At 63.5% G+C, this 23,702-nt stretch carries 17 protein-coding genes and 2 pseudogenes; 6 read left to right on the top strand and 13 right to left on the bottom strand.

The genetic code is table 11. From position 1 onward, the window contains the following. Window positions 1-52: 52 nt before the first annotated feature. Window positions 53-562 (bottom strand): pyridoxamine 5'-phosphate oxidase family protein, encoded by a 510-nt coding sequence (locus ACFE70_RS02540; protein WP_375416132.1) that lies wholly within the window; start codon window positions 560-562, stop codon window positions 53-55. Window positions 563-676: 114 nt separating this feature from the next. Here ACFE70_RS02540 and ACFE70_RS02535 point away from each other — a divergent pair, with 114 nt between their 5' ends. After that, the gene (locus ACFE70_RS02535; protein ID WP_375416131.1) at window positions 677-1,294 is read left to right on the top strand and encodes an ACP phosphodiesterase; all 618 of its coding nucleotides are present in this window, start codon (window positions 677-679) and stop codon (window positions 1,292-1,294) included. A gap of 229 nt (window positions 1,295-1,523) precedes the next feature. Here the strand turns inward: ACFE70_RS02535 and ACFE70_RS02530 are convergent, their stop codons facing one another. Beyond that, window positions 1,524-2,036, bottom strand: coding sequence for a peptidylprolyl isomerase (locus tag ACFE70_RS02530; RefSeq protein WP_375416130.1), 513 nt, complete (start codon window positions 2,034-2,036; stop codon window positions 1,524-1,526). Window positions 2,037-2,240: 204 nt separating this feature from the next. Between ACFE70_RS02530 and ACFE70_RS02525 the strand changes: the two genes are divergently transcribed. After that, window positions 2,241-3,389 (top strand): hypothetical protein, encoded by a 1,149-nt coding sequence (locus ACFE70_RS02525; RefSeq protein ID WP_375416129.1) that lies wholly within the window; start codon window positions 2,241-2,243, stop codon window positions 3,387-3,389. 92 nt (window positions 3,390-3,481) lie between these two features. Here ACFE70_RS02525 and ACFE70_RS02520 read toward each other — a convergent pair whose 3' ends face one another. From ACFE70_RS02520 to ACFE70_RS02500, 5 genes are all read right to left on the bottom strand, one after another. Then, window positions 3,482-7,618, bottom strand: a complete 4,137-nt coding sequence (locus tag ACFE70_RS02520) for a T9SS type A sorting domain-containing protein (protein WP_375416128.1) — start codon at window positions 7,616-7,618, stop codon at window positions 3,482-3,484. 587 nt (window positions 7,619-8,205) lie between these two features. Continuing rightward, entirely contained in the window at window positions 8,206-10,233 is a 2,028-nt protein-coding gene (locus ACFE70_RS02515) for an AAA domain-containing protein (protein ID WP_375416127.1), read from the bottom strand. Window positions 10,234-10,315: 82 nt separating this feature from the next. After that, window positions 10,316-10,693, bottom strand: a complete 378-nt coding sequence (locus ACFE70_RS02510; RefSeq protein ID WP_375416126.1) for a hypothetical protein — start codon at window positions 10,691-10,693, stop codon at window positions 10,316-10,318. Between the two features lie 145 nt (window positions 10,694-10,838). Next, a complete protein-coding gene (locus ACFE70_RS02505) occupies window positions 10,839-11,054 on the bottom strand; it encodes a cold-shock protein (protein ID WP_375416125.1) in 216 nt (71 codons plus the stop codon). An 80-nt stretch (window positions 11,055-11,134) separates the two neighbouring features. Further along, the gene (locus tag ACFE70_RS02500) at window positions 11,135-11,842 is read right to left on the bottom strand and encodes a hypothetical protein (RefSeq protein WP_375416124.1); all 708 of its coding nucleotides are present in this window, start codon (window positions 11,840-11,842) and stop codon (window positions 11,135-11,137) included. Between the two features lie 173 nt (window positions 11,843-12,015). On the opposite strand from ACFE70_RS02500, the gene ACFE70_RS02495 reads away from it, so the two are divergent. Next, on the top strand, window positions 12,016-15,663 hold the full coding sequence (locus ACFE70_RS02495; RefSeq protein WP_375416123.1) for a DEAD/DEAH box helicase: 3,648 nt from the start codon (window positions 12,016-12,018) through the stop codon (window positions 15,661-15,663). Between the two features lie 30 nt (window positions 15,664-15,693). Here the strand turns inward: ACFE70_RS02495 and ACFE70_RS02490 are convergent, their stop codons facing one another. Genes ACFE70_RS02490 through ACFE70_RS02475 form a run of 4 tightly spaced genes read right to left on the bottom strand, consistent with a single transcriptional unit; the run spans window position 15,694 to window position 19,903 of the window. Further along, window positions 15,694-15,927 carry a hypothetical protein gene (locus ACFE70_RS02490; RefSeq protein ID WP_375416122.1) on the bottom strand — a complete coding sequence of 78 codons (234 nt, stop codon included), beginning with the start codon at window positions 15,925-15,927 and terminating at the stop codon, window positions 15,694-15,696. 3 nt (window positions 15,928-15,930) lie between these two features. Further along, window positions 15,931-17,064, bottom strand: coding sequence for an acyltransferase family protein (locus ACFE70_RS02485; protein WP_375416121.1), 1,134 nt, complete (start codon window positions 17,062-17,064; stop codon window positions 15,931-15,933). Next, window positions 17,054-17,548: an FKBP-type peptidyl-prolyl cis-trans isomerase gene (locus ACFE70_RS02480; RefSeq protein ID WP_375416120.1), complete on the bottom strand. Its 495-nt coding sequence runs from the start codon at window positions 17,546-17,548 to the stop codon at window positions 17,054-17,056. Before ACFE70_RS02480 ends, ACFE70_RS02485 begins: the two co-directional genes overlap by 11 nt. Window positions 17,549-17,590: 42 nt before the next feature. Beyond that, window positions 17,591-19,903, bottom strand: coding sequence for an RND family transporter (locus tag ACFE70_RS02475; RefSeq protein WP_375416119.1), 2,313 nt, complete (start codon window positions 19,901-19,903; stop codon window positions 17,591-17,593). Window positions 19,904-20,074: 171 nt separating this feature from the next. Here ACFE70_RS02475 and ACFE70_RS02470 point away from each other — a divergent pair, with 171 nt between their 5' ends. After that, complete coding sequence (locus ACFE70_RS02470; RefSeq protein ID WP_375416118.1) at window positions 20,075-20,299, top strand: hypothetical protein; 225 nt, start codon at window positions 20,075-20,077, stop codon at window positions 20,297-20,299. A 37-nt stretch (window positions 20,300-20,336) separates the two neighbouring features. Here the strand turns inward: ACFE70_RS02470 and ACFE70_RS02465 are convergent, their stop codons facing one another. Then, window positions 20,337-21,035, bottom strand: a complete 699-nt coding sequence (locus ACFE70_RS02465; protein ID WP_375416117.1) for a hypothetical protein — start codon at window positions 21,033-21,035, stop codon at window positions 20,337-20,339. A gap of 96 nt (window positions 21,036-21,131) precedes the next feature. Here ACFE70_RS02465 and thyA (ACFE70_RS02460) point away from each other — a divergent pair. Together thyA (ACFE70_RS02460) and thyA (ACFE70_RS02455) are read left to right on the top strand one after the other, a co-directional pair. After that, window positions 21,132-21,434: pseudogene (gene thyA / locus ACFE70_RS02460) on the top strand (thymidylate synthase); the annotation flags it as partial. A gap of 768 nt (window positions 21,435-22,202) precedes the next feature. After that, window positions 22,203-22,727: pseudogene (thyA, locus tag ACFE70_RS02455) on the top strand (thymidylate synthase); the annotation flags it as partial. A 66-nt stretch (window positions 22,728-22,793) separates the two neighbouring features. Here thyA (ACFE70_RS02455) and ACFE70_RS02450 read toward each other — a convergent pair. Beyond that, complete coding sequence (locus ACFE70_RS02450; RefSeq protein ID WP_375416116.1) at window positions 22,794-23,606, bottom strand: aminotransferase class IV; 813 nt, start codon at window positions 23,604-23,606, stop codon at window positions 22,794-22,796. Window positions 23,607-23,702: the final 96 nt, after the last annotated feature.

Raw genomic sequence — 23,702 nt, 5'->3', positions numbered from 1 at the left:
AACGAAAAAAGGCCGGAATTGCTTCCAGCCTTTTCCTATCTCAATAGAAACCTTACTTCGGAATGACCACCGACTGCCGGTCGGGGCTGGGCTGGTCGCGCTCCCCGGTCACTACGGCCTTGGCGTAGGCGTAGGCCCGCAGCAGCGTCGAGCTGGGCGTATCCCAGAACTCACCCCGGTTAATCGTGACCTTGAGCAGGGCAATGTTGGCGTCGTCGGAACCATTAGGAAACCAGCCGCGCAGGCCCTCGCTCCACAGCTCCTTGATTTTGGCGCGGTCGGTCACGATTTTGGCCGTGCCCGAAATGGCCACGTAGGTATCCTTGCCGGGGTCAGAGTAGCCCAGATTGATGTGGCGGTCCTGCTGCACCTCCTGCACCTTGGACGAGTCCTGCTCGGTGAAAAACCAGAGCGTGCCGTCGTCCTCGGGCGTGTTGGTGTACATGGGGCGCGAGTGCAACTCATTGCCATTCTCGATGGTCGTCATCATGGCAATCTTAATATCTTTAATTCTGTCCACGAGCTGGGAAACGTCGTGGCTTACGGCAACTTTATCGGCCATGATAGGAGGTGTTTTAGGAAATTTAAAAGACAGAATGAGCTAATCTTACGGCCCGGCCCGGCTACTTGTTTCCGGCCCGCCATACTTCGGGCCCGTCGTCCGGTTGTCCTGGCAATGAATTTTCTGGCTCATCTGTACCTGGCCGGCCCCGACCCGGCCGCTCCCGCCTACGCCGACCTCGTGGTGGGCAACTTTATTGCCGATGCCGTGGCGGGCCGGCAGCGGCTGGCCGCCTACCCCCCCGCCGTGCGCGAAGGCATCCGCCGGCACCGCGCCATCGACACCTTCACCGATGCCCACCCGGTGGTGCGCCAAACCACGGCCCGCCTGCGCCAGGCCGGCTACGGCAAGTATGCGGGCGTGATTGCCGACATGTTCTTCGACCATTTTCTGGCCCGCCGTTTCGCTAGCTTTTCTGCCGAGCCGCTGGCCGATTTTGCGCAGCGCCTCTACGCACTGCTGCTGCGCCGCCAGGCCGAGTTTCCGGCCCGCGTGCAGCACTTTCTGCCTTATATGGTTCAGCACAACTGGCTGCTGGGCTACGTCGAAATCGAAGGCATCGGCCGCGCCCTGAGCGGGCTGAGCCGCCGCGCTTCGCCCGGCTCGGGCATGGAAACCGCCACCCAGGAGCTGCGCCGGAACTACGCGGCCTATGAAGCCGATTTCCGGGCGTTTTTCCCGCAGCTGCAAGCCTATGTCAATGAGCAGTTAACAATTGACAATGAGCAATGAATGAGTGACGGTGAGTTCCGGCGGGGCGGTCCTTTGGTAGAAAGAAGGGGGTAGGAAAACGGCAAAGCCCCCGCTGGGCGACCCAGGCTGCCCGCGCATTTAGCGCCAACAGCTTGGGTCGCCCAGCGGGGGCTTTGTTATCGCAGAGGGGGGTAGGGATTCTATCGCTGGGCCGCTCCGCTGGGGCTCACCGCCGCTTCTTTATTCCTCATTGCCAATTATTCATTGCCTAGTGCTGGTGGCCGCCGGCGCCGTGGGCGTGGCCGTGGGCCAGCTCGTCGGGCGTGGCGTCGCGCACCTGCTGCACCTGGCCGTCGAAGTGCATCACCATGCCGGCGAGCGGGTGGTTGAAGTCCATGAGCACGGCCTCGTCGCGGATTTCGACCACTTTGGCCTGCATCTGGTTGCCCTCGTTGTCGGCCATAGGCAGGAAGTTGCCGGGCTCCAGCATCTGCTCATCGAGCTTGCCATCAATCTCAAACACCTGCTTGGGAATTTCGACCAGCGCCTGCTCGTCGTAGTCGCCGTAGGCCTGCTCCGGGGTGAGCGAGAAGTTGAACGAGTCGCCGGCATTTTTGCCTTGCAGCTGGCTTTCAAACTCTTCGGGCAAACCGCTGTGGCCGAACAGAAACACCATCGGCTCCTCGGCTTCGGCCGACTCGACGAGCACTTTCTGCTGGTTTTCGTCGGTCACGTGCAGGTCGTAGGTGATGCTGACAACTTTTTGATTGGAAATGGTCATGGCTGGGGCAGAAGGGGGGTAGGGAATAAATGAGCAGAGAAACGGCCGGCCGGGCCAGTGGTTGCAAAACTAAGCAGCCGGCCGCCGAAGCAACGGCCGCCCGGCCGCAACCCGGCGCGGAAGCGGGCGGTATAGCCAGCAGCTGCCATCCAACCACCTGGGGCCGTCTGGTGGCGGTCCTGCTTCCTACCCCCCTCTTCTCTTATGAACTCCGCTTTTCCCGCCGCGCTGCTCGGCGCGAGTGTGCTGCTGGCCGGCTGCCAGGACCGCGCTACCCAAACCGAAGCCCAGGCCCCGGCGGCCACCGACTCGGCCAAAACGGCTTCTACCATTCCGCCCAAAGCGCCCGGCGACACCGTGACCCGCGTGGGCAGCCCGCGTCTGTGGCACGAGCTGGCCGCCCAGTACAACACACCCGACGGCCTGGCCCTGGCGCCCAACGGCAGCCTGATTCTCTCGGTGCCCAACCTGGCCGACAACACGAGCCCGGCCGTGCTGCTGGAGGTAACCGACGACGCCGTGAAGCCTTACCTGCTGAAGCTGCCCGTCGAGCCCAGCACTAAAAAGGCCACCCCGATGGACCTGGCTTTCGGGCCCGATGGTAACTTGTATTACGCTGAAAACCAGTACGAGAACGACAAGAATTTTAAATCCCGGCTCATGCGGGTGCGGGTGCAGAATGGCCGGCCCGGCGCGGTTGAAACCGTGGTCGATGGCTTCGCGCTGGCCAATGCCGTGGTGTGGAAGGGCGATAAAATCTACGTCACGGACAGCCAGTGGGACATGCCCGGCAATGACAAAGGCAGCGCCGTGCTGGGGTTTTCGCTGGCTGAGCTGAACAAAGGCCCGGTGCATCTGAAGCCCAAGACCCGCGACCCGCACGTGCTGGCGATGTTCACCACGAAGGTCAATGAAACCGAAGTAGACAACGGCGCCGACGGCCTCGACTACGACCGCCAGGGCAACCTCTACACCGGCTCGTTCGGCGACGGCACGCTCTACAAAATGACCCTGAACCCCGACGGCACCCTGGCCCGGCAGGAAGTCGTGGCGCTGAAAGGCCGGCCCATCCGCTGCGTCGATGGCCTCATCATCGACCGCGCCACCGATAAGCTTTATCTCTGCAACTCGCGTGAAAACGCCATTGAAGTGGTTGACTTAAAGGATAACACGGTGACGACGCTGGCTAAAAACCCCGACACTGATGGCCGCCGCGGCCTGCTCGACCAGCCCGCCGAAGTGCTGCTGAAAGGCTCGAAACTCTACATCTCGAACTTCGATAAGCCGAAGAAAAACTTTGTCAACCAGAAGTCCGACGCCCCGCGCACGCTCTCAGTGCTTGACGTAAAGTAGGGGGGTAGGCCCTCGGGAAGTTTCTTCTTTCCTAACAAAAAAAGCCCCTGAGGATATTCTCAGGGGCTTTTTGGCGTTTAAAACGAGAAGGCTTATTCCCGAGTCAGCAGCAGCGACTGGCTCAGGGTGCGGCTTTGCACGCGCACCACGTAGGTGCCCGCGGCCAGGGCCTGCAGGTCGAGGCCGTGGCGGGTAGCGCCGGCCAGGGTGTAGCTGGCCACGGCCCGGCCCGTCAGGTCGAGCACCTGCACCTGGTAGGAGCCGGCGGGCAAGCCGCTCAAGTCGAGGGTGGTGGCGCGGCCGGCCGGGTTGGGAAATACCGTGACGGCGCCCCTGGTCCCGAAGGCCACGCTGCGTACCGGCGAGTAGGTGCCGGGTCCTTCGGTGTCGACCTGGCGCAGGCGGTAGTAAAGGGGCTGGCCGGCGGCCGTGAGACGAGCCGCGCTGGCGTCGACAAACTCGTAGCTCGTGGCTTTGGCGCTCGTGCCCTGGCCGCGCACGCTGCCCACGGCCACGAACGAAGAGCCGTCGAGGCTGCGCTCGATGACGAACCGGTCGTTGTTCAGCTCGGTGGCGGTGGTCCAGCGCAGTTGGGCGTCGGCGCGCTGGGCTACGGCCGTAAAGCGGACCAGTGACACCGGCAGGGGCGCCGCGATGGTCACGTTTTCGGGGGTTCCGGCGCCGCCGGCGTAGTTGCGGCCACCGGCCGTACCCAGGCTCGTGTCGGTGCCCCCGGCGTAGTTCTGGCCGGGCTGGATGAGGCTGTTTGCTTCGCTGGTGCGCAGCGGGTTGTCGTAGCTGACGGTGGCCGAGGCCCGGTAAGCCACGTTGTTCTGCGCCGCCGCCTCGATAGTGGCCCGGAACGTGGCGCTGAGCGTGGCGCCGGCCGGCACAACAAACCCAGCGAAGGTGGCCTGGCTCACGCCGCTGGCTGGCAGGGTGTAGCCGGCGGGCGAGTAGGTGCGGCCGTCGGGCAGCGTCAGCACGATGGTGGGCGTGTAGGTGCCGTCGTACTTAAAGAGGTTGCTGCGCATACTGGCCAGCAAGCTTACGCCCGTAGCCGTGCCGCCCGTGTTCGAGATTGTGAGCGTGTACATGGCCGGGCTGACCGGGCCGGTGGCGCTGCCGGCGCGCCCGACGGTGGGCGTGCTGGTGGTCACGGCCACGGTGAGGGCCGGCAGGCAGTCAGAAGTGCCCGACCCGCTGGCCGCCGCGTTGGTTTCGATGGTGCCAGCCGTGCCGGCCGTGGCCCCGAACGCATCGGCGGACGAAGTAGTAGTGCCACTAGCCCCGCCGGCGGCTGAGGAGGCCGCATTCACTTCCCCGTTGGTGAGCACAATGCCGCCGCCGCCGCCGCCGCCGAGGCCGTGGGCGGCGCCCGATACACTGGCCCGGCCGCCCCGGCCGCCCCGGGCCGTTACGGTCAGCTCGCTGAGCGTGCCGGCATCGGCCGCCAGCAGCAGCACCGTGCCGCCCGCGCCGCCGCCGCCACCGCCGTCATTGGCGGCGTCGGGTGCCGTCGCGCCATTAGCCTCGATGCGGCCGGCGCCGGCCACGGCGCCTGTGCGCAGCATAATGATGCCGCCGCCACTGCTGCCGCTGCTGGCCAGCCCCTCGTTGTCAGCCGAGCCGGCGCCGCCGCCGCCGCCTAGCGCCAGCCGGCCCACAGTGCCACCAAACGCGGCTCCACCGATGCCCTGGGCGTTGTCGCTGATGTTGCCCGTGTAGCTGTAGCCGTAGCCGCCCACGCCGCCTTCGCCGCCGTTGGCGCCGCCGCCGCCGCCGGTGTTGCGGGAGTTGTCGCTGGGCGACTCGTCGGTGCCGCCGCCACCGGCATTGCCGGGCGCGCCGCGGCCGTTGCTGCCATTGCGGTAGCCTTCCTGGCCGGTGCTGAGCAGGGCCGTGTTATTGTCATTCACGTAGGCGGGCGTGCCGGCCGTGCCTTCGCCTTTGGCCCCGCCGGAGCCGCTGGTGCCAGCGCTGCTCAGCTGGCGGAAATCGGTGCTCTGATAGTTGGAGTCGCTGCCCAGGCCACTGTAGAGCTTGCCGCCGCCGCCCCGGAAGCCGCGGCCCGTCATGGTCAGCCGCGCAGTGCTGCTAAAGGTGGTCCGGCCGGCCACGTCGAGGGCCAGCACGCCGCCGGTGCGGCCATTCCAGGGCGCGCCGGCCACCGAGTCGGCCACCGTCAGGGCTGAGTACTGGGGCACGCGCACTACCTGAAAACGCCGCTGCCCGCTGGGGCTGCTCTCGGCGTCATAGTCAAGGTTATCGTAGGCATTGGTCAGGGCCCGGTCCAGCCGCAGGATGCCGCCGCCCGCACCCACGGCGCTGGTCGCCACGGCGTACTCGTAGAGGCCGGCCGTAAACTGGTCGTCGCTGCCGCTCAGGTTACCCTTGCCTTGGGTTCCACCGCTGCCGTAAGCGGCAGAGTTATCCAGGTTGAGGCGGGCCCCCTGCATCTGCATGACCAGGACCAGGTCGCCGGCCGCGATGGGGGTAGGGCTGGCGCCGGGGCCGGTCAGGGCCGCCCCCAGCATGATATTCGACACCCCGCCGCTGTTCGTCACGACCTGTCCCGCAAAGTAGGTGTTCGGGGCCGAGGTAGCGTCCAGGCGGCCCACGCCGTCCTTGCCGGGCGTAGCGCACACCCCAGCCACGTTCGCTACCCCCGTAATAGTCGTTGTAATCGAGCTGATGTTATTCGTGCTCACCGGGTCAGGCTCGGTGGCCGTGTTGGCGGTAGTGCCCGTCACCGACCCGCTCAGCGGCGCCGTAAAGCTCACCGTATTCATGGCCGGAGTGCCGCCGGCAGCCAGGAGGCTGGCCGCCCCGAACGTGACAAGGCCCGTAGCGGAGTCATACGTGCCGCTGCCGCTCACTACTACGCCGGCCAGGTCGGCCGGCAGTTGCAGCGTGGGCACCACGTTGGTGGCCGGCAGCGAGCCCAGGTTTGACGTTGTGACGGTGTAGGTCACCTGACTGCCGGGGCCCGCGGCGGTCGGGCCGCTCACGCTATTGACGATGTCGGCGCCCCGGACGATGATGGTAATATTAGCCGGCGAGCCATCCTGGCCCAGCACATCGCTGGCCGTGTAAGGCACCGTGATAACGCCCGCAAACGTGCCGCTGGGCGTAAACGTGACGACGCCTTCCGGCGTCACGGCCAGCGTGCCCTGGCCGGGCAGCGTCAGCGACGACTGAATGCTGTCCCGACTAACGTCCAGGTCTACGCTACCGGGCTGGTAGGTGGAGTAGGCAAAGGTGTCGTTGTTGAGTACATTAATCGAAACCGGCTGATTATAGGGCGTACTCGCTACGTCATCATCCAGAAATGGCAATTGCCGGATGGCCAGCTTGCGAATCTCGTGAAAGTTGGTGCTGTTGCCGGTCGAGCCCGCAAACCCGATGCGCAGGTTTTCGGGCGGGCGGGGCACGGTAAAGCTGCGCACGGCGGTCTGTACGGCCAGGCCATGCTGAATGCGCACCGTAATGCGGTAGGTGCCGTTGGTCGGCACCACGTCGATGTAGGCCCGGCGGTAGTCAGCCGAGCCCACCTGCGCCCGCCGCGTAGGCACGTCCAGGCTGAAGGGCAGGGTAGGCGTGCCGGCCAGATAGGGGTAGTCGGTGCTGCTGCGGCCGTTGCCGGCTCCCCGGATGGACACGGCATCGGGCCTGAAGCCAGGGCCACCAGCCCGGCCTTCATTGGGGTTCGAGTAGTTGCCGAACTCATCAATGCCAATGCCGATGTAGCCGAACGGCACCCCATCGCTGGTGGGGGGGGTAGGAGTCTTCTGGGCGTAGCCCAACGAGCCACCCGAAGCGCCCGGTTTGAATGTTTTCGCCGAAGTCGAGTCGGCATCGACCAGAAACACCGAAAAGCCATCGGCCCCGGTGCCGCCGTAGGCAAAGAATTCAAAGGAGATGCTGAAGCCGTTGGGGGCCGGAAACGAGCTGGAGTCAATGGCAAAGCCCGACTGGTTGAGGCCCGCGGTGGTCAGGCGCAGGTAGCCGGTGCCAGGAGCATCCAGGCCGGTAGCGGCCGTCAGCGTCGCCGTGCCGCCCAGCGTGAAGCCGCCGGCCTTCGCGTTTTGAAACGATTCGGCCCGCGGAAACTGCGCCTGCGCCCGGTAAAACTGGCTTAGCAGGAGTGCCAGCAGCAGCATCTTAGAAAACCACGCCGGGCCGGGGCGGGCCGGCAGTTGGCGACGGAAGGAGGAAAGTTGTTCCATACGGGGTAATTGGATAAAAATTAGAAAAGAGTTAAAATAAAATAGAGTAGCTAGGAAAAATTCATTTGAAAATGAACTGAGTACTTACGGGTGGGTCAATTGTCACACAAGTATAATTAAAAATGTTTCCCTTCAAAATAAGTGTTTGAACTACAAGGTATTATTCAGATAATTTATATGACAACAACTGCCAGCTGCAACATTCATAACTAGCTCGTTGACTCGAACAACTAGTTATATCCGAATGCTTTAGATTTGTTGCTCGGAGATTTTGTTAATTGTAATAAAATATAAATTTCATAAGCTGAATAATAGACGTCGCAGAAAGGTTGATACGTATAAATATTATATTTTTTATATATTATGAGACTGTCGCTCCTGGCGTACCACCCGCATTGGGCAGCTGCGCGGCGTATGCCTTGGAATCTAAAAGCCGAAGCAGTGCAGGACGGATTTGCTTTAAAAGCAAAAAGCCTGCTGTGGAGCAGGCTTTTCAACATACCAGATACCAGAGCAGCCCCAATATCATATGACACTTTTGCCATCTCAATCCCTACCCCCCCTGCCGGGCCTAACCCGGACCGCGGCTAAGTTGCCAGCTCCCAGGCCGTGCGGTAGCCACCGATACGCTCCACATAGTCCAGAAACGCCTTGTAGAACGGATGCGAGCCCAGCGTACTGCTGTCGCCGACGAGCAGCAGCTTCTTGCGGGCGCGGGTCATGCCCACGTTCATGCGGCGGATGTCGGAGAGGAAGCCGATATCGCCGTTGGCGTTGGAGCGGGTCAGGGAAATGGCAATAATGTCGCGTTCCTGGCCCTGAAACGAATCGACGGTGCCCACGCTCAGCATCCGGTGCGTGAGCAGGCCGGCCAACTCGTCGTTTTCCTCTACTGCGTCCTTCAAATAATTGATTTGGGCGCGGTAAGGCGCAATGACGCCGATGGTGAGCAGGTCGGTTTCGTGCTCGGCCTGGTCGTAAGGCTCCAGCAATTGGGCCAGGCGGCGCAGCAGCAAATCCGCTTCTTCCGGGTTGGCCGTCGAGCGGCTTTCGGCAATAGTAACTTCCTGAAAGCCAAAGCCAGCCGTATCGAGAAACTCGACGGGCAAATCTGGAGCAAAGCGCAGGTCGTAGGCCGCCAAATCGGCGTGGGCCACCGATTCGTGGGCCGTGAGCGCGCCGTCGTAGAACTGCTCGGAGCTGAACTGCATAATCTGCTCGTGCATCCGGTACTGCACTGTCAGCATCCGGGCCGTGGCCGGCTGGCGGCGGATGCACTTCTCGAACAAGGTTTCGCGCAGGCCTTCGCGGGCGGCCTGCTCGCTTTTTACCGTGGGCGGCAGCTGGCAGTGGTCGCCGGCCAGCACCACGCGGTTGGCCTTCGTTATCGGAATCCAGCAGCCCGGCTCCAGGGCCTGCGCCGCTTCGTCAATAAACACCGTTTCGTAGGTCAGGTGCCGAATGGCGCGGTTGCTGGCGCCCACCAGCGTGCACGTAATCACCTGCACCTGCTCCAATAAATCCTCCGTGATGTAGCGCTCCAGCTGGTCGGCTTCGGTGAACAGCTGCCGGGCCTGCTCCTTAAGTTGGCGGCGCTGCTCGCGCTCTTCCCAGCCAAACTGCCGGGTCTGCTTGCCGGCCAGCTCGCGGTACTGCTCGGCGGTCTGCCGTATCGAGCGCAGCTCGTTGTAGTTCTTGTGGGCCATCACCTGGGCGTCGAGCGTGTGCTCCAGGAGCAAATCGGACACGCGCGACGGGTTGCCCATCCGAATCACGTTCACGCCGCGCTCGGCCAGCTTCTCGGTCAATAAATCCACGGCCGTGTTGCTCGGCGCGCAGACCAGCACCCGCCGTTCGCGCCGAATGGTTTCGATGATGGCCTGCACTAGCGTGGTCGTTTTGCCCGTGCCGGGCGGGCCGTGGATGATGGCCACATCCTGGGCCGCCAGCACGTGGCGCACGGCGGCCAGCTGGGAGGCGTTCAGCGGGCTGGGGTAGAACAAGTCGTCGGCTTTCTCGGCCCGAAACCGGGCCTCGCGGGCGCCGAGCAGCGTGTCGCGCAGCTCGGCCAGGCGGCCGGTGTAGGCGCCCATCACCTTGCCCAGCGCGAAGTCCATCTCGCGGTAGCTCACCTCGTCAAACGTGAGGTCGATGCCGAGCTTGCCGCCCTCGTGCACCCAATCGGGCAGGTCCTCCTTGTTGGTACTGAGCAGCAGCTTGTTGCGGCGCACAGCCGTAATCACGCCTGAGAGCGTGGGCCGGTCAGTGCCGCCGCGGTTGGGGATGTTGCCAAACAGGGCCGCGTTCTTGCCCACCTGAAACAGGTGCAGCTGCTGGGCCTGGGCGGCGGGCCGCTCGATTTCGAGCACGATTTTGCCGCCGAAGCCCACGTCTTCTTTCAGGATTTTGACCGGGTACCAGGTCAGGCCGCGGTGCTGCCGCTCGGCAATGCTGGCCTTGGCGTTCTTGAGCTTAAACTGCTCTAAATCTTCTTTTTGCTCTAAGGCGAGCAGCGCCTGGGTGCGGCGCAGCTCTTTTTCCAGGGCGTAGGGGTCGCGCAGCGGAGTTTCAGCGTCGGCTTGAATGTCAGCCGGCAGAGGGGGGGTAGGGGCCAAAACAAACGGGAATAGTAGATTCAGGCTTTAACAACGAAAAGCCAGAAATGGTGGCCGGATTTTATCTGTTTTAAAGAGTGGCCTACGAGGTGCTTGGGTTGGCGACCTTTTGCGCGTATTGCTCTAAAAGTGATAAATTCTGATAGACAGGGCAAACCAGTGCAACAAATTGCGTTGCTATTTCATTGCTATCAGAATATATGTCAAGCCAATAGCCTTCTTCGTCAAATTCTAGATGGTCAAGAAGCTGTGGGGCGTATTCTTCGACTATCAATGCGGCTATATCAACTAAGTTGCCATTGAAGTAAGGCGGCGGTGCCGAGTTGTATCTGTCAAAAAGGGTTTTGTAGGATAACAGTTCAGGTAAGTCAAACGCTGCTAGAATCTGGTACTGCTGCTCAGATGCATCACCTGCTACACCTTTAAGCGGTGTTATTTTGAATGAGTAATGATACTCCATGAGAACGCTGTTTCTTACCTAATATATAGCCAACAAAATACCCCGAAGCAGCCCGCCCAACTCTGCAAACGGAAACCGTTTAAAAAGTCAGCCTGACACTTCGGGGTATTTTCGGGCCGGCCCTGACGGCCGGCAACAACCTGCCTTACTCGGTGGCTTTGCGCACGTCGGCGGCGCGGGCGCCTTTGGGGTCGTTTTCGATTTCGAACTCCACCCGGTCGCCTTTTTTCAGGGTTTTGAAGCCTTCCATCTGAATGCTGGAGTGGTGGACGAACACATCATTGCCGCCGTTGTCGGGGCGGATGAAGCCAAAGCCTTTGTCGTCTTTAAAAAATTCTACGGTGCCGGTAATACGAGCCATGAGGAAATGAATGGTTGGGTTTCGGGCGAAAAGGTACGAATAAATCTGATTTTTCATCTTCCGGCCTCTGGCTCTCCGGGCTAGCCCGCGCTCACGGTGCGGCGGTAGAGCAGCCAGCCCAGCACGCCACACACCAGCACCAGGGCCGTGATGAGCAGGTCGCGGATGCGGCGGGCCGATTCGGCGGCCTGCACGTCGGCCAGCAGGTCGCGCTGGCGCAGGGCCTGCTGCCGCGACTTCTGCTCCAGGTTGAGCACCTGCTCGCTGAGTTCGTGCAGGCGGTCGGCGGCGGCGCTGCGGTCGTCGAGGTTGATATTTTGCAGGCCGGCGTTGGCGGTGGCGAGCTGACGGTTGACGCTGGCCAGCTGGCCGTTGGCGGCGGCGAGGCGGGCGGCGGCGGCGCGGGCGCTGGCCTTCACGGCGGGCACAATCTCATCGTCTTTGGCCACGATGCCGCGCAGGGTTGCTACCACTTCCTCCAGGTCTTTCTTCGACGGATTATTGCCAAACAGGCTGTTGCGCTGCTGCTCGGCCGCCCGGTAGTGCCGAATCAGGCTCTCGCGCTCGGCCAGCAGCCGCGGCAGCGGGTCGGGGGCGGGCGGGGGGGTAGGGGGCACCACGGCCGGCGGGGCCGCGGCGCCCGGCAGCGGCTGCTCGGCGGCGGGTACCCCGGTGGGCACCTGCTCCTGAGCCAGGGCCGCCGTCGCCGACAGCAGCATTCCCAAGAGGCTTAGCGCCGGCCCGCGCAACCAGCAGGCGGGATGGGTAAAAGAGAATAAACGCATCATAAAAGGCAGCGGAAGGAGGAAGGAAAAGATAAGCCGTCGACCGGCAGCAAGTTGCAAAAGTCGCTCAGTCGGCTCGAAATCCGGGCCCGCGGCAGTGGCCGGGGGCGCGGTTGCGGGCCGGGCGGCTATCTTTAACGCTTCTCCGGCCTCACCCGCCCTTTTCGTACTCCAGGATGCCCGACCGTTACTACCCCACCCTGGCCGCGCTGGCGGCCAATCCGTTGGCCGCGCCCGCCGAGCAGCTGCCGCGCCTGCGCAAGCTGCTCGACCAGGTGCTGCGCGAGGAAGCCGAGGCCGGCAACCGCATTTTCACCGACCTGAGCCAGGCCATCGGCCTGGCCGCCCACCACCGCCGGCTGCCCGCCGCCCTGCGGCGTGAGCTGCAAGCCCTGCGCCTGGCCGCCAACCTCGTGCTGCACGAAAGCTACCCCGGCACCCCGGCCGAAGCCGGCGCCGGCTTCGCCGCCCTGGCCGAGCTGGTGGAGCGGCTGACTGGCGTGGCCTACGACGGCGCCCGGCTGGCGGACCCGGCTTCGCGCTCACCGGCCGCGCCCGTGGCCATCCCTACCCCCCCCGCCGCCCCAAACCCGGCCGACCGGCTGGGCGCGACGGCCACGTTCCGGGCCACCTGGCCGGCCAATGCGGTGTGGCGCGTGCAGGTGCTGGAAGCAAGTCAAATCAGCCAGCAGCTGGTCGTGGAGCTGGAAACGCCCGCGGCGGGGCAGCCGGCTGGCCCGTTTCGGGTGGCGCTGCCGGCCGCTTACCTCGGGCTGCTGCCGCTGGCCGCGGCGCTGCATCCGGTGCTGCACCTGCTGGGGCCGGTGGCCTTGAGCGAGGGCCTGATTCAGCCGCGGCGGGTGGTGCTGGAGCCGGACTATCTGATTAACGTCACCACCATCGCCGAGTGCGCCCAGCAGGAGGGATGCGTGCCGGAGTGGGCCCTGCTCAAGGCATTTCAGGCCGATGAACCCTCGCGCCCGCTGGTGCTGGGTAATCTGGTCAATATGCTGCTCGATGAGGAAGTTAGCCACGCCGCCCGGCAGGCCAGCGCCTTGGTGGGGCAGGGGGGGGTAGGGAATGAAGAGCCGCAGCCGGCGGATTTGGCTACCGCAATGCCTCCCGATGTGGCCGCGGAGTTTGAGCTGGAAAGCTTTCTGCGCCAAAAGCTCTTCCGCGCCGCGCCGCTGCACCTGAGCACGCTGCCCGAATTTCAGACCCGCACCGGCGTGCCCGAGCTGCTCCAGGATTTGCGCCGCCACCACCGCACCCTGCGCGAGGCGCGGGCGCAGGGCTTCACCGCCCCGAGCCGCACCGGCTACCAGCAGGCGCCGCTGCGGCCCGAAGACTGCGCCCTGGAGCCGGCGTTTCTCTCGGCCACGTATGGCTTGCAGGGGCGCCTGGATTTGCTGCACGAAAGCGCCACCGGCTACGACCTGATTGAGCTGAAAAGCTCGACCCGCGTGCCCTGGGCTCAGCCCTGGGCCAACCACGCGGCGCAGGCCCAGCTCTACCGCCTGCTGCTGGAATCAGTCTACGGCGCCGAAGAAGGCCGGGGCCGCACCAGCATCTTGTACTCGAACGCGCCGGCCGGGCAGCCCGCCGTGCGCCGCGTCGACCAGGACGCCACCCTGATTGACCAGCTGCTGGCGGCTCGCAATCAGCTGGTAGGCACTGAGTTGCTGCTGGCCCGCGCCACTGGGCCCGCCGCCACGGCCCGCCTGCTGGCCCCGGTGCTCACGCCCGATGTGCTGAAGCTGCCCGGCTTCGGCCGCGAAAAGGCCCAGCGCACCGCCGCCGCCTGGGCCGGCGCCGACGCCGTGGAGCAAGCCTACTGCCTGGAGCTGACCCGCTTTGCCGCCCGCGAGATGCGCCTGACTTTGCTCGGCGAGGAAGCCCGCCCCGGCGACGCCGGCGGGCAGGCCGGCCTCTGGCGCCTCGACCCCAAGCGCAAGCAGCAGAATTTCACCTTGCTCGATGAGCTGATTTTAGTTGAAGACCACTCCGAAGCCAACGACGATGCCCGCCAGGGCTTGGGCCCGCACCTGGTTTTCCAACGTCCCGCCGGCGGCCCCGAGGTGAACTTCCGCGCCGGCGATACGCTGCTGCTTTACCCCTGCCGCCGCGCCGAAGCCAGCGCCGAACCAAGTGCCGAAACGTCCGCCATTCCCTACCCCCCCGTTGCCGCCGCACCCCACCTGACCGTACTCGATGCGCAAGTAGTGAAGGTGGTGTTGGCCGAAGACCTGGGCGCCGACGGCCGGGTGGTGCTCTCGGTGCGCAACCGCCGCCTAGCCCCGCGCTACCTGCGCGGCCATGCCCGCTGGGCGCTGGAGCCGGATACTTACGACACGTTTCGGCGCGAGTGGGCCGGGCTGACCGCGTTTCTGAGCTTGCCCCAGGAGCGCCGCGCCCGCCTGCTGGCCCGCCGCGAAGCCGGTCCGCGCCGGGCGGCGGAGCTGCCGGCCCTGCTGGCGCCGGCCACATCGGCAGCGGCGGTGGTGGCCCGCGCCCTGGCCGCGCCCGACTGGTTTGTGCTCTGCGGGCCGCCCGGCACGGGCAAGACCCGCGCCGTGCTTAAGGAGCTGGCCGTCAGTCTTTATAAAGAAGATAAGCAGGTGCTGCTGGCCGCCTACACCAACCGCGCGGTGGATGAAATCTGCGAGCAGCTGATTGCGGCCGGACTGCCTTTCATCCGGGTGGGCTCGCGGCTAGGCACGGCGCCGGTGTACCGGCCGTATCTGCTCGATAACATGCTGCGCGACTGTGCCAGCCGGCAGGCCGTGCGCGAGCGCCTCAAGGGCTGCCCGTTTTACGTGGGCACCGTGGCCAGCCTGCTGGGCAAGCCGGAACTGTTCACCCTCAAGCAGTTCGACGTGGCCGTGGTCGATGAGGCCAGCCAGGTGCTGGAAGCGCCGATGGTGGCCTTGCTGAGCAAGGTTCCCAAGTTTATTCTCATCGGCGACCACCGCCAGCTGCCGGCCGTGGTGGCCCAGGATGCCGCCGCCAGCGCCGTGAGTGCCGAGGTAGCCGACTTATTGGAACGCGAGCTAAGCCTGAAAAACCTGCGCAACTCCTACTTCGAGCGGCTGTTTAAGCGTGCCGAAGCGCACTGGCCCCACGCCCACGGCACGCTGGCCGACCAGTACCGGATGCACGATGAGCTGGCCCAGCTCGTCAATCAGGACTTCTACGCCGGCCAGCTACGCTGCCCCGCCACTTGGCAAACCGCGCCGCTAAGCCAGGCCCGCGCCCACTGGCCTACCCCCCCCGCCGCCGACGAAGTGCCGCCCGACGCCCTGGCCCAGGCCGTGCGCACACGGCGCCTGCTGTGGCTGCCCACGCGCCGCGCCGAGGTCGATTTTTCGATGAAGGAATCAACCCAGGAAGCCGACCTGGCCGCCCGCGTGGCGGCGCAGCTGGTGGCGGGCTACGGCGCTGATTTCGACCCCGAAACCTCGCTCGGCATCATCGCCAGCTACCGCAATCAGGCGGCCCTCATCCGCCGCCGCCTGGCCGAATTAGCTGAAAAGCTGGCTTGCCCGGCGCTGGCCCGCGTTGCCGTGGACACCGTGGAGCGCTACCAGGGCTCGCAGCGCGAAGTCATCATCATGAGCTTCTGCTGCCACCACGAGCACCAGCTGGAGCTGCTCGTAAGCCCCGACGACGAGGGCCGCGTCGACCGCAAGCTCAACGTGGCCCTGACCCGCGCCCGCCAGCAGCTCGTGCTGCTCGGCAACGAGGTGATTCTGGGCCGGGCGCCGCACCACGCGGCCTTGTTTGAGCGGGTGCGGGCGGCGGGCGGCGTGGTGACGGCGGGCTAGCCGTTCGGCCAGCGGGGAGGGGGTAGGGAATCAGCCGGGCAGCGCGGTCAGCACCCGCTTAATCAGCTCGTCGGGGCTGCCGTTGTGCCAGCGCCACACGATGACGAGGTCGTGCTCGGGGTCAATCCAGATGGTATTCTGGCCCGCGCCCAGGGCGGCGTAGCTCGTGGCGGGCGCGGCGGGCCAGGCCTTCTTTTCGGTGTTGAGCCACCAGAGGTAGCCGTAGTCGGGCCCGACCGGGCCGCGGGTGGTAGCCTGCCGCACCCATTAGCTAGCCATTGCAAGCCGCTTGGCTCGCGCCGCCACATAGCGCTTGTAGCGCCTCATCAGGACAGCGTGCGCCTTCTTCTCGACCAGTTCGTGCAGCAGCACACCACCGAGCAGGTTAATCAGCAGCGCCAGCGGCGCCACCCGCCAGTCGGTGTGGCTCAGGCGACCCGAGGCCAGGAGCGGGTCGAGCACGAATACGAGCGGCAGCTGCGCGATGTAGAAGCTGTAGCTGATGCGGCCCAGGTACTGCATGGGCCGGCTTTCGAGCCAGGCAAAGGCGCGGCTCTGGCGGGGCTGGGCCAGCACGGCCAGCAGCGCCACCACGGTGGGCACCACGAGCCAGTTGTGGGTGAGGCGGCCCGAAACCAGCGGCCCGGCAAAAGCCAGATAAACTGCCGTGAGGGCCAGCAGCGCCACCGCCACGCCCGGCCGCACCCGCCAGCCGAACCGAAACACCAGCAGCGCGCCCACAATGCCCGCCACGAACTCCGCTAGCCGGCTCGGCGGAAACGGAAATACCAGCTCGTAGCGCAACAGGCCCGCCCCCTGCGCCACGCCCAGCGCCGTGCTCAGCAGGGCCAGGCCGCCCAGCAACGCCAGCAGCGCCCCGCGCCGCCGGACGCGCAGCAGCAGCGGCAAGAGCAGCGGAAACAGCAGGTAGAAGAAGAACTCGTTGGCCACCGACCACGCCGCCATGTCGTACCACTGCATCGAGACCCGCGGGATATACGTCTGCAAAAACGTGGCGCTCAGTCCCACCAGCTTCCATGATGGAAGTGTGCCCTGCGCCTGACTGATAAACAGGCAGATAAGCAGGCCCACTAGAAAAACCGGGTAGATGCGGGCCAGCCGCTTGTAGAGAAAGCCCAGGTAGTAGCGCTTGCCCCGGAAATGGGGGGTAGGGAAATCCTTCAGATGGCTGTAGGTGAGCACGAAGCCGCTGAGCACAAAGAAGACGCAGACCCCCAGCCGGCCCTGCTGAATGACGTTGCCCAGGCGCGCCGGCAGGTAGGCGAGGGGCGTGCGGTGGGGCATGTCGAGGTGAAACACGAACACGTAGAGCGCCGCCAGAAACCGCAGGCCCGTCAGGCCTTTCAGCTCGCGCAGGGGGGTAGGGAAGTTAGCGGACATTCACCAGCTCGACCTCGAAGCGCAGCACGGCATTCGGTGGGATGGTGCCGCCGCCCTGCGCGCCGTAGCCCAGCGCCGACGGAATCAGCAGGATGGCTTTCTCGCCCTTGCGCATCAGGGCAATGCCTTCGTCCCAGCCCTGAATGACCTGCCCGCGCCCCAGCGTGAAGTCGATAGGCACGTTGCCATGCCGGGAGGAGGCGTCGAACACGGTGCCGTCGAGCAACTGGCCGGTATAAAGTACATCCACGGTGCGGCCCGGCTGGGCTTTAATGGCCGTCGGATTCGTGACTAATGGCACGTAGTACAGGCCCGAAGCTTGGCGCTGGGCAGTAGTCAGGCGGTTGTCAGCCACGTATTTTTTGATGGTATTCTCATCGCGCTGGCCGATGTCTTCGTCTTTCTTGCAGGCGGAAAGCAGCAGCGCAACGGCAGCTAACAGCAGGGTCAGGTAGCGGGCAACGAGGAGGGATGGACTTTTCATAGTTTATTTCTTTAAGGTGGAAAGCAAAAACTGGTCATCACCTCAGGCACTCGGCAGCGGAACAGGCTGCACTGTGGGCTGGAGCTTGGGCTTGTAGAAATACAGAATCAGAATGGGCAATAGCGTCAGCTCGGCCACGACCCCGAAGAGCAGGGTAAGCCCAATGAGAAAGCCGACGTAAAACGTTCCGTCGAAGGACGAAAACAGCAAGGTCGAGAAGCCACCCACCAGAATCAACGACGTGACAATCACGGCTTTGCCAGCTAATAAGTAGGTGCGCCGCACGGCCCGAAACAGGTTGGGCTCGTGGCCCAGCGTGAGGCGTAATTTGCTGATAAAGTGGATGGTATCATCAACGGCGATGCCGAAGGCGATGGTGAAGATGATGCTCGTGCTCACCTTCATGTTGACGCCGGCCAGGCCCATGACGCCCGCCACGATGAGAATCGGCACCAGGTTGGGCAGCAGCACCACCAGCGTCATGCGCAGCGACTTGAACAGGGCCAGCACGATGAGCGTGACCATGAGCACGTCGATGCCCATGCCGGTTATCATATTCAGGGTCAGGTCCTGGTTGTTTTTGTCGATGAGGTTGGCCGAGCCGGTGAGCCGGGTTTTCAGGACGGTAGAATCGAGGCTGGCCTGGGTGAAGCGGTGCAAATCGGCATTGAGCCGGCCGGCCGCGATGCTGCCCACGTCGGCCATGCGGCCCATGAGGCGGCCGGCGGAGGCGTCGGGCAGGGCGAGGGCGCTGAACTCGGGCTTCTTGCGGAAAAGCTTGATTTTAGTCTGGATGCGGCGCAGCTCGGCGGGCGTGTCGGGCAGGCGATACTCGGCCAGCCCGCCGCCGTTCAGGGCCTTGCGCACGGACTTCACCAGCGTCACGGGTGAGGCCTGGTAGCGCAGACCATAAGTGGTTTGCAGATACGTTTCGAGCTTTTCGGTCTGGCGCAGCACGTCGAGGTCGAAGACTTTCCTACCCCCCACCGGCTTCAGTTCCAGCTCGAAAGGCCGCACGCCGGCGAAGTTTTTTTCAAAAAAGCTGAAATCGAGCCGCACCGGGTCGTTTTTCGACAAGTCATCAAGCAAAGAGGAGTTGATGCGCAGCCGCGAGGCGGAGGCCACCGCGCCGACGATAATGAGGGCAAACACGGCCACAATCAGCTGCCGCCGCCGCAGCACCGCCGCGAACAGTCGCCCCAGCACGCCGTCCCAGCTGTGGCCCTCCTGGCGCGGCACCCGCAGCTCGGGCTTGCGCAAGAGCACCAGCATGGCCGGCAACAAGGTGAAACTCAGCACGAACGCCAGCAACACCGAGATGCCCGTGAACAGCCCAAAGTTGTATATCGGCCGGATGTTGCTCGTCATCAGGGTGAAAAAGCCCAGGCTCGTGGTCAGCGCCGACAAGCCCGAGCCGAACCCGGATTCCTTGATGGTGACGCGCAGGGCGTCTTTTTTGCTGGCCCCGTAGCCCAACTCGCTCACGTAGCGGCTGATGATGTGGATGGTATCGCTCATGCCCACCACGAAGAGCATCAGCGGCAGCAGCGCCGTCATCAAATCGATGCTCACCCCGCAGGCCGTCATCAGCCCCAGCCCCCAGATAATCGTGCCCAGCACCACCACTAGCGGCAGTACCACGCCCCACCAGGTCCGGAACGTGAGCCAGAGCAGCGCCGTGACCAGCAGAAACGAGAGGCTCATGAACACGACCATCTCCCATTTGAGCCGCTCGACGAACACCGACTGCGCGACGAGCTTGCCGGCGAAGTGCACCCGGTTTTCGGTGAAGCCCAACCCGCGCAGGCCCGCGTTCAGGGCCGTGAGCAGCGAGTCGCCGGGCGGCTTTTTCAGGTCCGGCACGGTCTCGAAGACCAGCGTTACGGCGCGGGCGTCGGGGCTGAACAGGTTGCCCACCAGGCCGGGGGTGCGGTAAATCAGGGTCGAGTCCTGGGCGCGTTGGGCCGGGTCGAGGGGGTAGGCGGCCGGGTGCAGGTACGGCAGGCTGAACACGCCCAGGCCCTCGACCACCGGGTTGGCGATGGTGGTGGGCGAGGTCACGCCGCGCACGTAGCGCAGGCGCCGGGTCAGGCGGGTGAGCGAGTCGACGCGGGTGATAAAGCCGGGCTCAAAGACGGTGTGGCCGGGGTCGGCTTCCAGGCCCAGCAGCACGTAGTCGTTGTCGTTGCCATAGCGGTGCGAGTAGTCGAGGTAGTAGTCCAGGTCGGGGTCGCCGACGGGGAAGAAGTCGTTGAAATTGTAGTTGAAGCGCAGCTGCGCCACGAAGAACAGGGCCAGCGCCGTGACGAAACCCAGGGCGCTGAGGGTGAGGTAGCTAATCCGGCGAAGCGGCATCGGAGGGTTGGAAACGCGGAGGGGGGTAGGGAGGGCGCCGGGCCAGGCCGGCGCGGCGCCCGAATATGCGCCCGGCGTTGTACTTTAGGGGCGTGACAAAAGCCAACCCGGCCTTTTCGGCTTTTGTTTCCCCAACCCAGCTTCTCCCATTTTTAACTTTCACTAAATCCGATGAAAAACGCCCTGCTCGCCCTCGCCCTGTTTGCCTTCGCCGGCACCGCCTCGGCCCACGACGGCCCCCCCACCAAAGGCAAGAAAACGGCAAAAGCCGGCGCCAGGAAAGAAGCCTGCGCCAAGATGGCCGCCGGCACTTCCTCGTGCTGCATGAAAGGCGGCGCCACGGCTACGGCCGCCGCCAAAGCCCCGGCCGCCGCGCCAGTTGCCAAGTCGCTGTAAGCAGTAGGTTGAAACTTAGTCTAATAAAAAAAGCCGCCTACATAGGCGGCTTTTTTTGTGCTGCTGGAAGCCAGCTGGCATCCCGCGTCAGGTCGGCAGGCATGATGTCCAACTTATATCGGAATAGTGCCTGAATGTGTGGCACAATCTCGGTTCGATTTACAGTTGTTGGGTGGCGCCGAAATTTGAGATAATGTTGGCAAGTCATTTTCTCAACCACTTCTCTAATAGTCGCAGATTGAAGCGTGTTGCCAAATTTGCTTGCTGCCTCTGCACCGGCAATTACTAGTAATATCGCCGAGAATCCTACCCCAGGGCCGGCAAAGAAAGCAGCCAGCGAAGCCAGCCCCGCCAGAACAAGCACCATCACAGTCGTGTCAGAAGGGCCAATAAATGACGGCTTGACACCCAGCGTAGCCTCAATAGAGTCAGTAATTTGTTGCCGTTGGCGCCGGCTGGCTGGGAGCAGGTCCGCCAGGCGCGTAGTGGGCGTGATGGTGGCCGGAGCAAGGTGGGAAGACAGGGCCCGGCGCAATTGATAGAATGCCTGTTGCGAGGTGCAGTCATCGGCGGGCGCAAGCTCGATTTTCGCAAGGACAGCATCACAAAGCTTACCGAAGGTGCCAACTTCTCGCAACTCACTAGCCTCAAAACTGAAACCAAACGACTTTTCAATCATACCGATTACGTCTTCAAGGTCTTCGGTATCGGTTTCGTTGAGTTGGTAAGTTGCCATGTTGGAAAGAAAAATGGGGGTAGGAAGGCAAGCTGCCAGAATCAAGCTGGCTCACACTGCAAGTTATAATTTTGCAACACTTTACACGTCCAGCTTATGCGCCAATACCTCGACCTGCTCCGCCACATTCTGGACCACGGCACCCGCAAAACCGACCGCACCGGCACCGGCACGCTCTCGGTGTTCGGGCATCAGATGCGCTTTAATCTGGCCGAGGGCTTCCCGCTGGTCACGACCAAAAAGGTACACCTGAAAAGCATTATCCATGAGTTGCTGTGGTTTCTCAAGGGCGACACCAACACGGCCTATTTAAAGGCCCACGGCGTCAGCATTTGGAACGAATGGGAGGACGCAGAGGGCAACTTGGGGCCCGTGTACGGCCGGCAGTGGCGGGCTTGGCACAAGCTGTACGAAGTCGCCCCTCGGCGTTTTGAGCGGCCCGCTCCCCGCATCGAAACTTCGTTTGATAAGGTCATCCGCCTCGACACTTCCGAAGAATTTGATTTGTTGGGGCAAGAATTTGCTTCGGCCCGCTTTGGCAAATACGTAGTGGTGCGCAGCCTCCGGGTGCCGCGGACTGACGGCAGCAGTCTGTCGCGGATTGCCCTCGACGTTCAGTTTTTAACCACCGGCTACGTCGCCACCAACTGCACCGTGCAGGCGGTGCGCGCCGGGCAGGTGCGCGACCTCTATGCGCCCGACTTTCTTGGCGTAGCGGCTACGGGCGATACCAGCCGCTTCGACCCGGCCATTGTTGAGCTGGTGCGGGAAACCTGGAAAGGCATTATCAAGCGGTGCTATGATCCCCGGCACATTGGGTTTGCCAATTACGGCGGGGCGGGAGTTTTCGTCGACAACCGCTGGCTCGTGCTGGAGCATTTCATTGAGGACGTGCAGCGCCTGCCCAACTGGTGGTTGAAAGTGGATTATCCCAGCGAGTATTCGTTGGACAAGGATTTTCACGCCACCAACAAGTATTCCCGCGAAACGTGTTTGTGGCTCAGTAAAGAAGAACAAAACCTGAATACGTCGCGCACGGCCCCGTTCGTGGCTACCACCCCGCAAGGAGAAGAGTTGTATTGCCTGAGCATTAGTTCGCTGGTAAATAAGTTCGGGTTAAAATCCGTGTGCATCAACAACTGCCTGCGCGGCAAAGCGCAGATGCACCACGGCTGGCAGTTTCGGCGCGTAACCTCCGATGGGGTAATACGCATTCGTATTTTCGACCAAATAAAGGAAGTGGTCAGTGCCATCCGGCATACGCCTCATTCGCGTCGCCTCATTATCAACGCCTGGAATGTGGGCGACTTGGAGGAGATGAAGCTTCCCCCATGCCACATGAACATGCAGTTCTACGTGGCCGACGGCAAATTGTCCTGCCAGCTCTACCAGCGCTCGGCCGACGTGTTTTTGGGCGTGCCCTTCAACATCGCTTCCTACGCTCTACTCACGCTCATGATGGCCCAGGTTACGGGCCTGCAACCTGGCGAGTTCATCTGGACCGGCGGCGACACCCACTTGTATCTGAACCACTTGGAGCAAGCCGAGCTACAGCTGACCCGCGCGCCGCGCCCGCTGCCGCAGCTGCGAATCAACCCGGCGGTGACCGATATTTTTAGCTTCCAATACGAGGATTTCCAGTTGGAGAATTACGAGCCCTGGCCGGCCATCAAGGCGCCGGTGGCGGTGTAGCTTTAGCGCGAAGTTTAGAAGAAGTAAAAAAGTAAGTTTCGCGAAGGGGCATCGACTTCGCGAAACTTACTTTTTTACTTCTTCTAAACTTCGCGTGAAATAATGGCTGCGCAACTCGTCAAATAGTACGCTGCCCACGCGCCGCACGGCCCGCACCGCCGCCACGTTGGCCGTGAAAACGGCGTCGGCCGCTAGCAGCTCTTTTTGCAAAAACAGCCCTTCGCGGCACTCCCGGCCAGTCGCCCGCGCCGCGCGCAGCACCTGGGCCCGGCGCACGCCGGCCACGCAGCCGGTTTCCAGCGACGGCGTAAATAAAACCTCGTTCTTCAGCCAGAAGATGGCCGCCGCCCCGGCTTCGGCCACGTGGCCGGCGGCGTCGCAGAGGATGATTTCATCGAGGCCGCGGCGTTGCCGCTCGTGGGCGGCGCGCACGTAGAGCCAGGCTTGCGGGCCTTTGCAGAAACTAAGGGGGGTAGGGATGGAGTAGGTTTCTAAGGCAAAATCAGCTCTGGCAATGGGTGCTTCGTCAAGCACAAAAGCTTCGGCGGTAGCCAGCCACTCAACCTGGTCGGTCAGGGGCGTGTAGCGACCACCGCCCGCGCGCCAGACTTGCAGGCGCAGGCGGGCAGCGGGCAGGCGCTGGGCCGCCACGAGGCGGGCCAGCGTGGCGCTCAGCGCTTCGTCCGAAGCCAGAGAGGGGGGTAGGGAAAGATGCAGCGCGGTGGCGGCTTGCTGCATCCGGGCCAGGTGGTCGGCGGCCAGGCGCAGGCGGTTGTTTTCCCAAATCAGCGTTTCAAAAAAGCCGTCGCCGAAGGCCAGGCCGCGGTTGGGCAGGGGTAGGGCGGCCGTGGGCAGCAGTTCGTCGTTCAACAGCACCATAGCTGGCAAGGTATAGCTGGCTGCTTTTAGCTTAAACCCAAACAAAAAAGGGACGAGCCGGCTGGCTCGTCCCTTTTCCTGCTTTAGCTGACCAGG

Origin of the sequence: uncultured Hymenobacter sp. (assembly GCF_964243305.1) — a bacterium.
Taxonomy (GTDB): Bacteria; Bacteroidota; Bacteroidia; order Cytophagales; family Hymenobacteraceae; genus Hymenobacter.
This window is presented reverse-complemented; position numbering and strand designations above follow the sequence as displayed.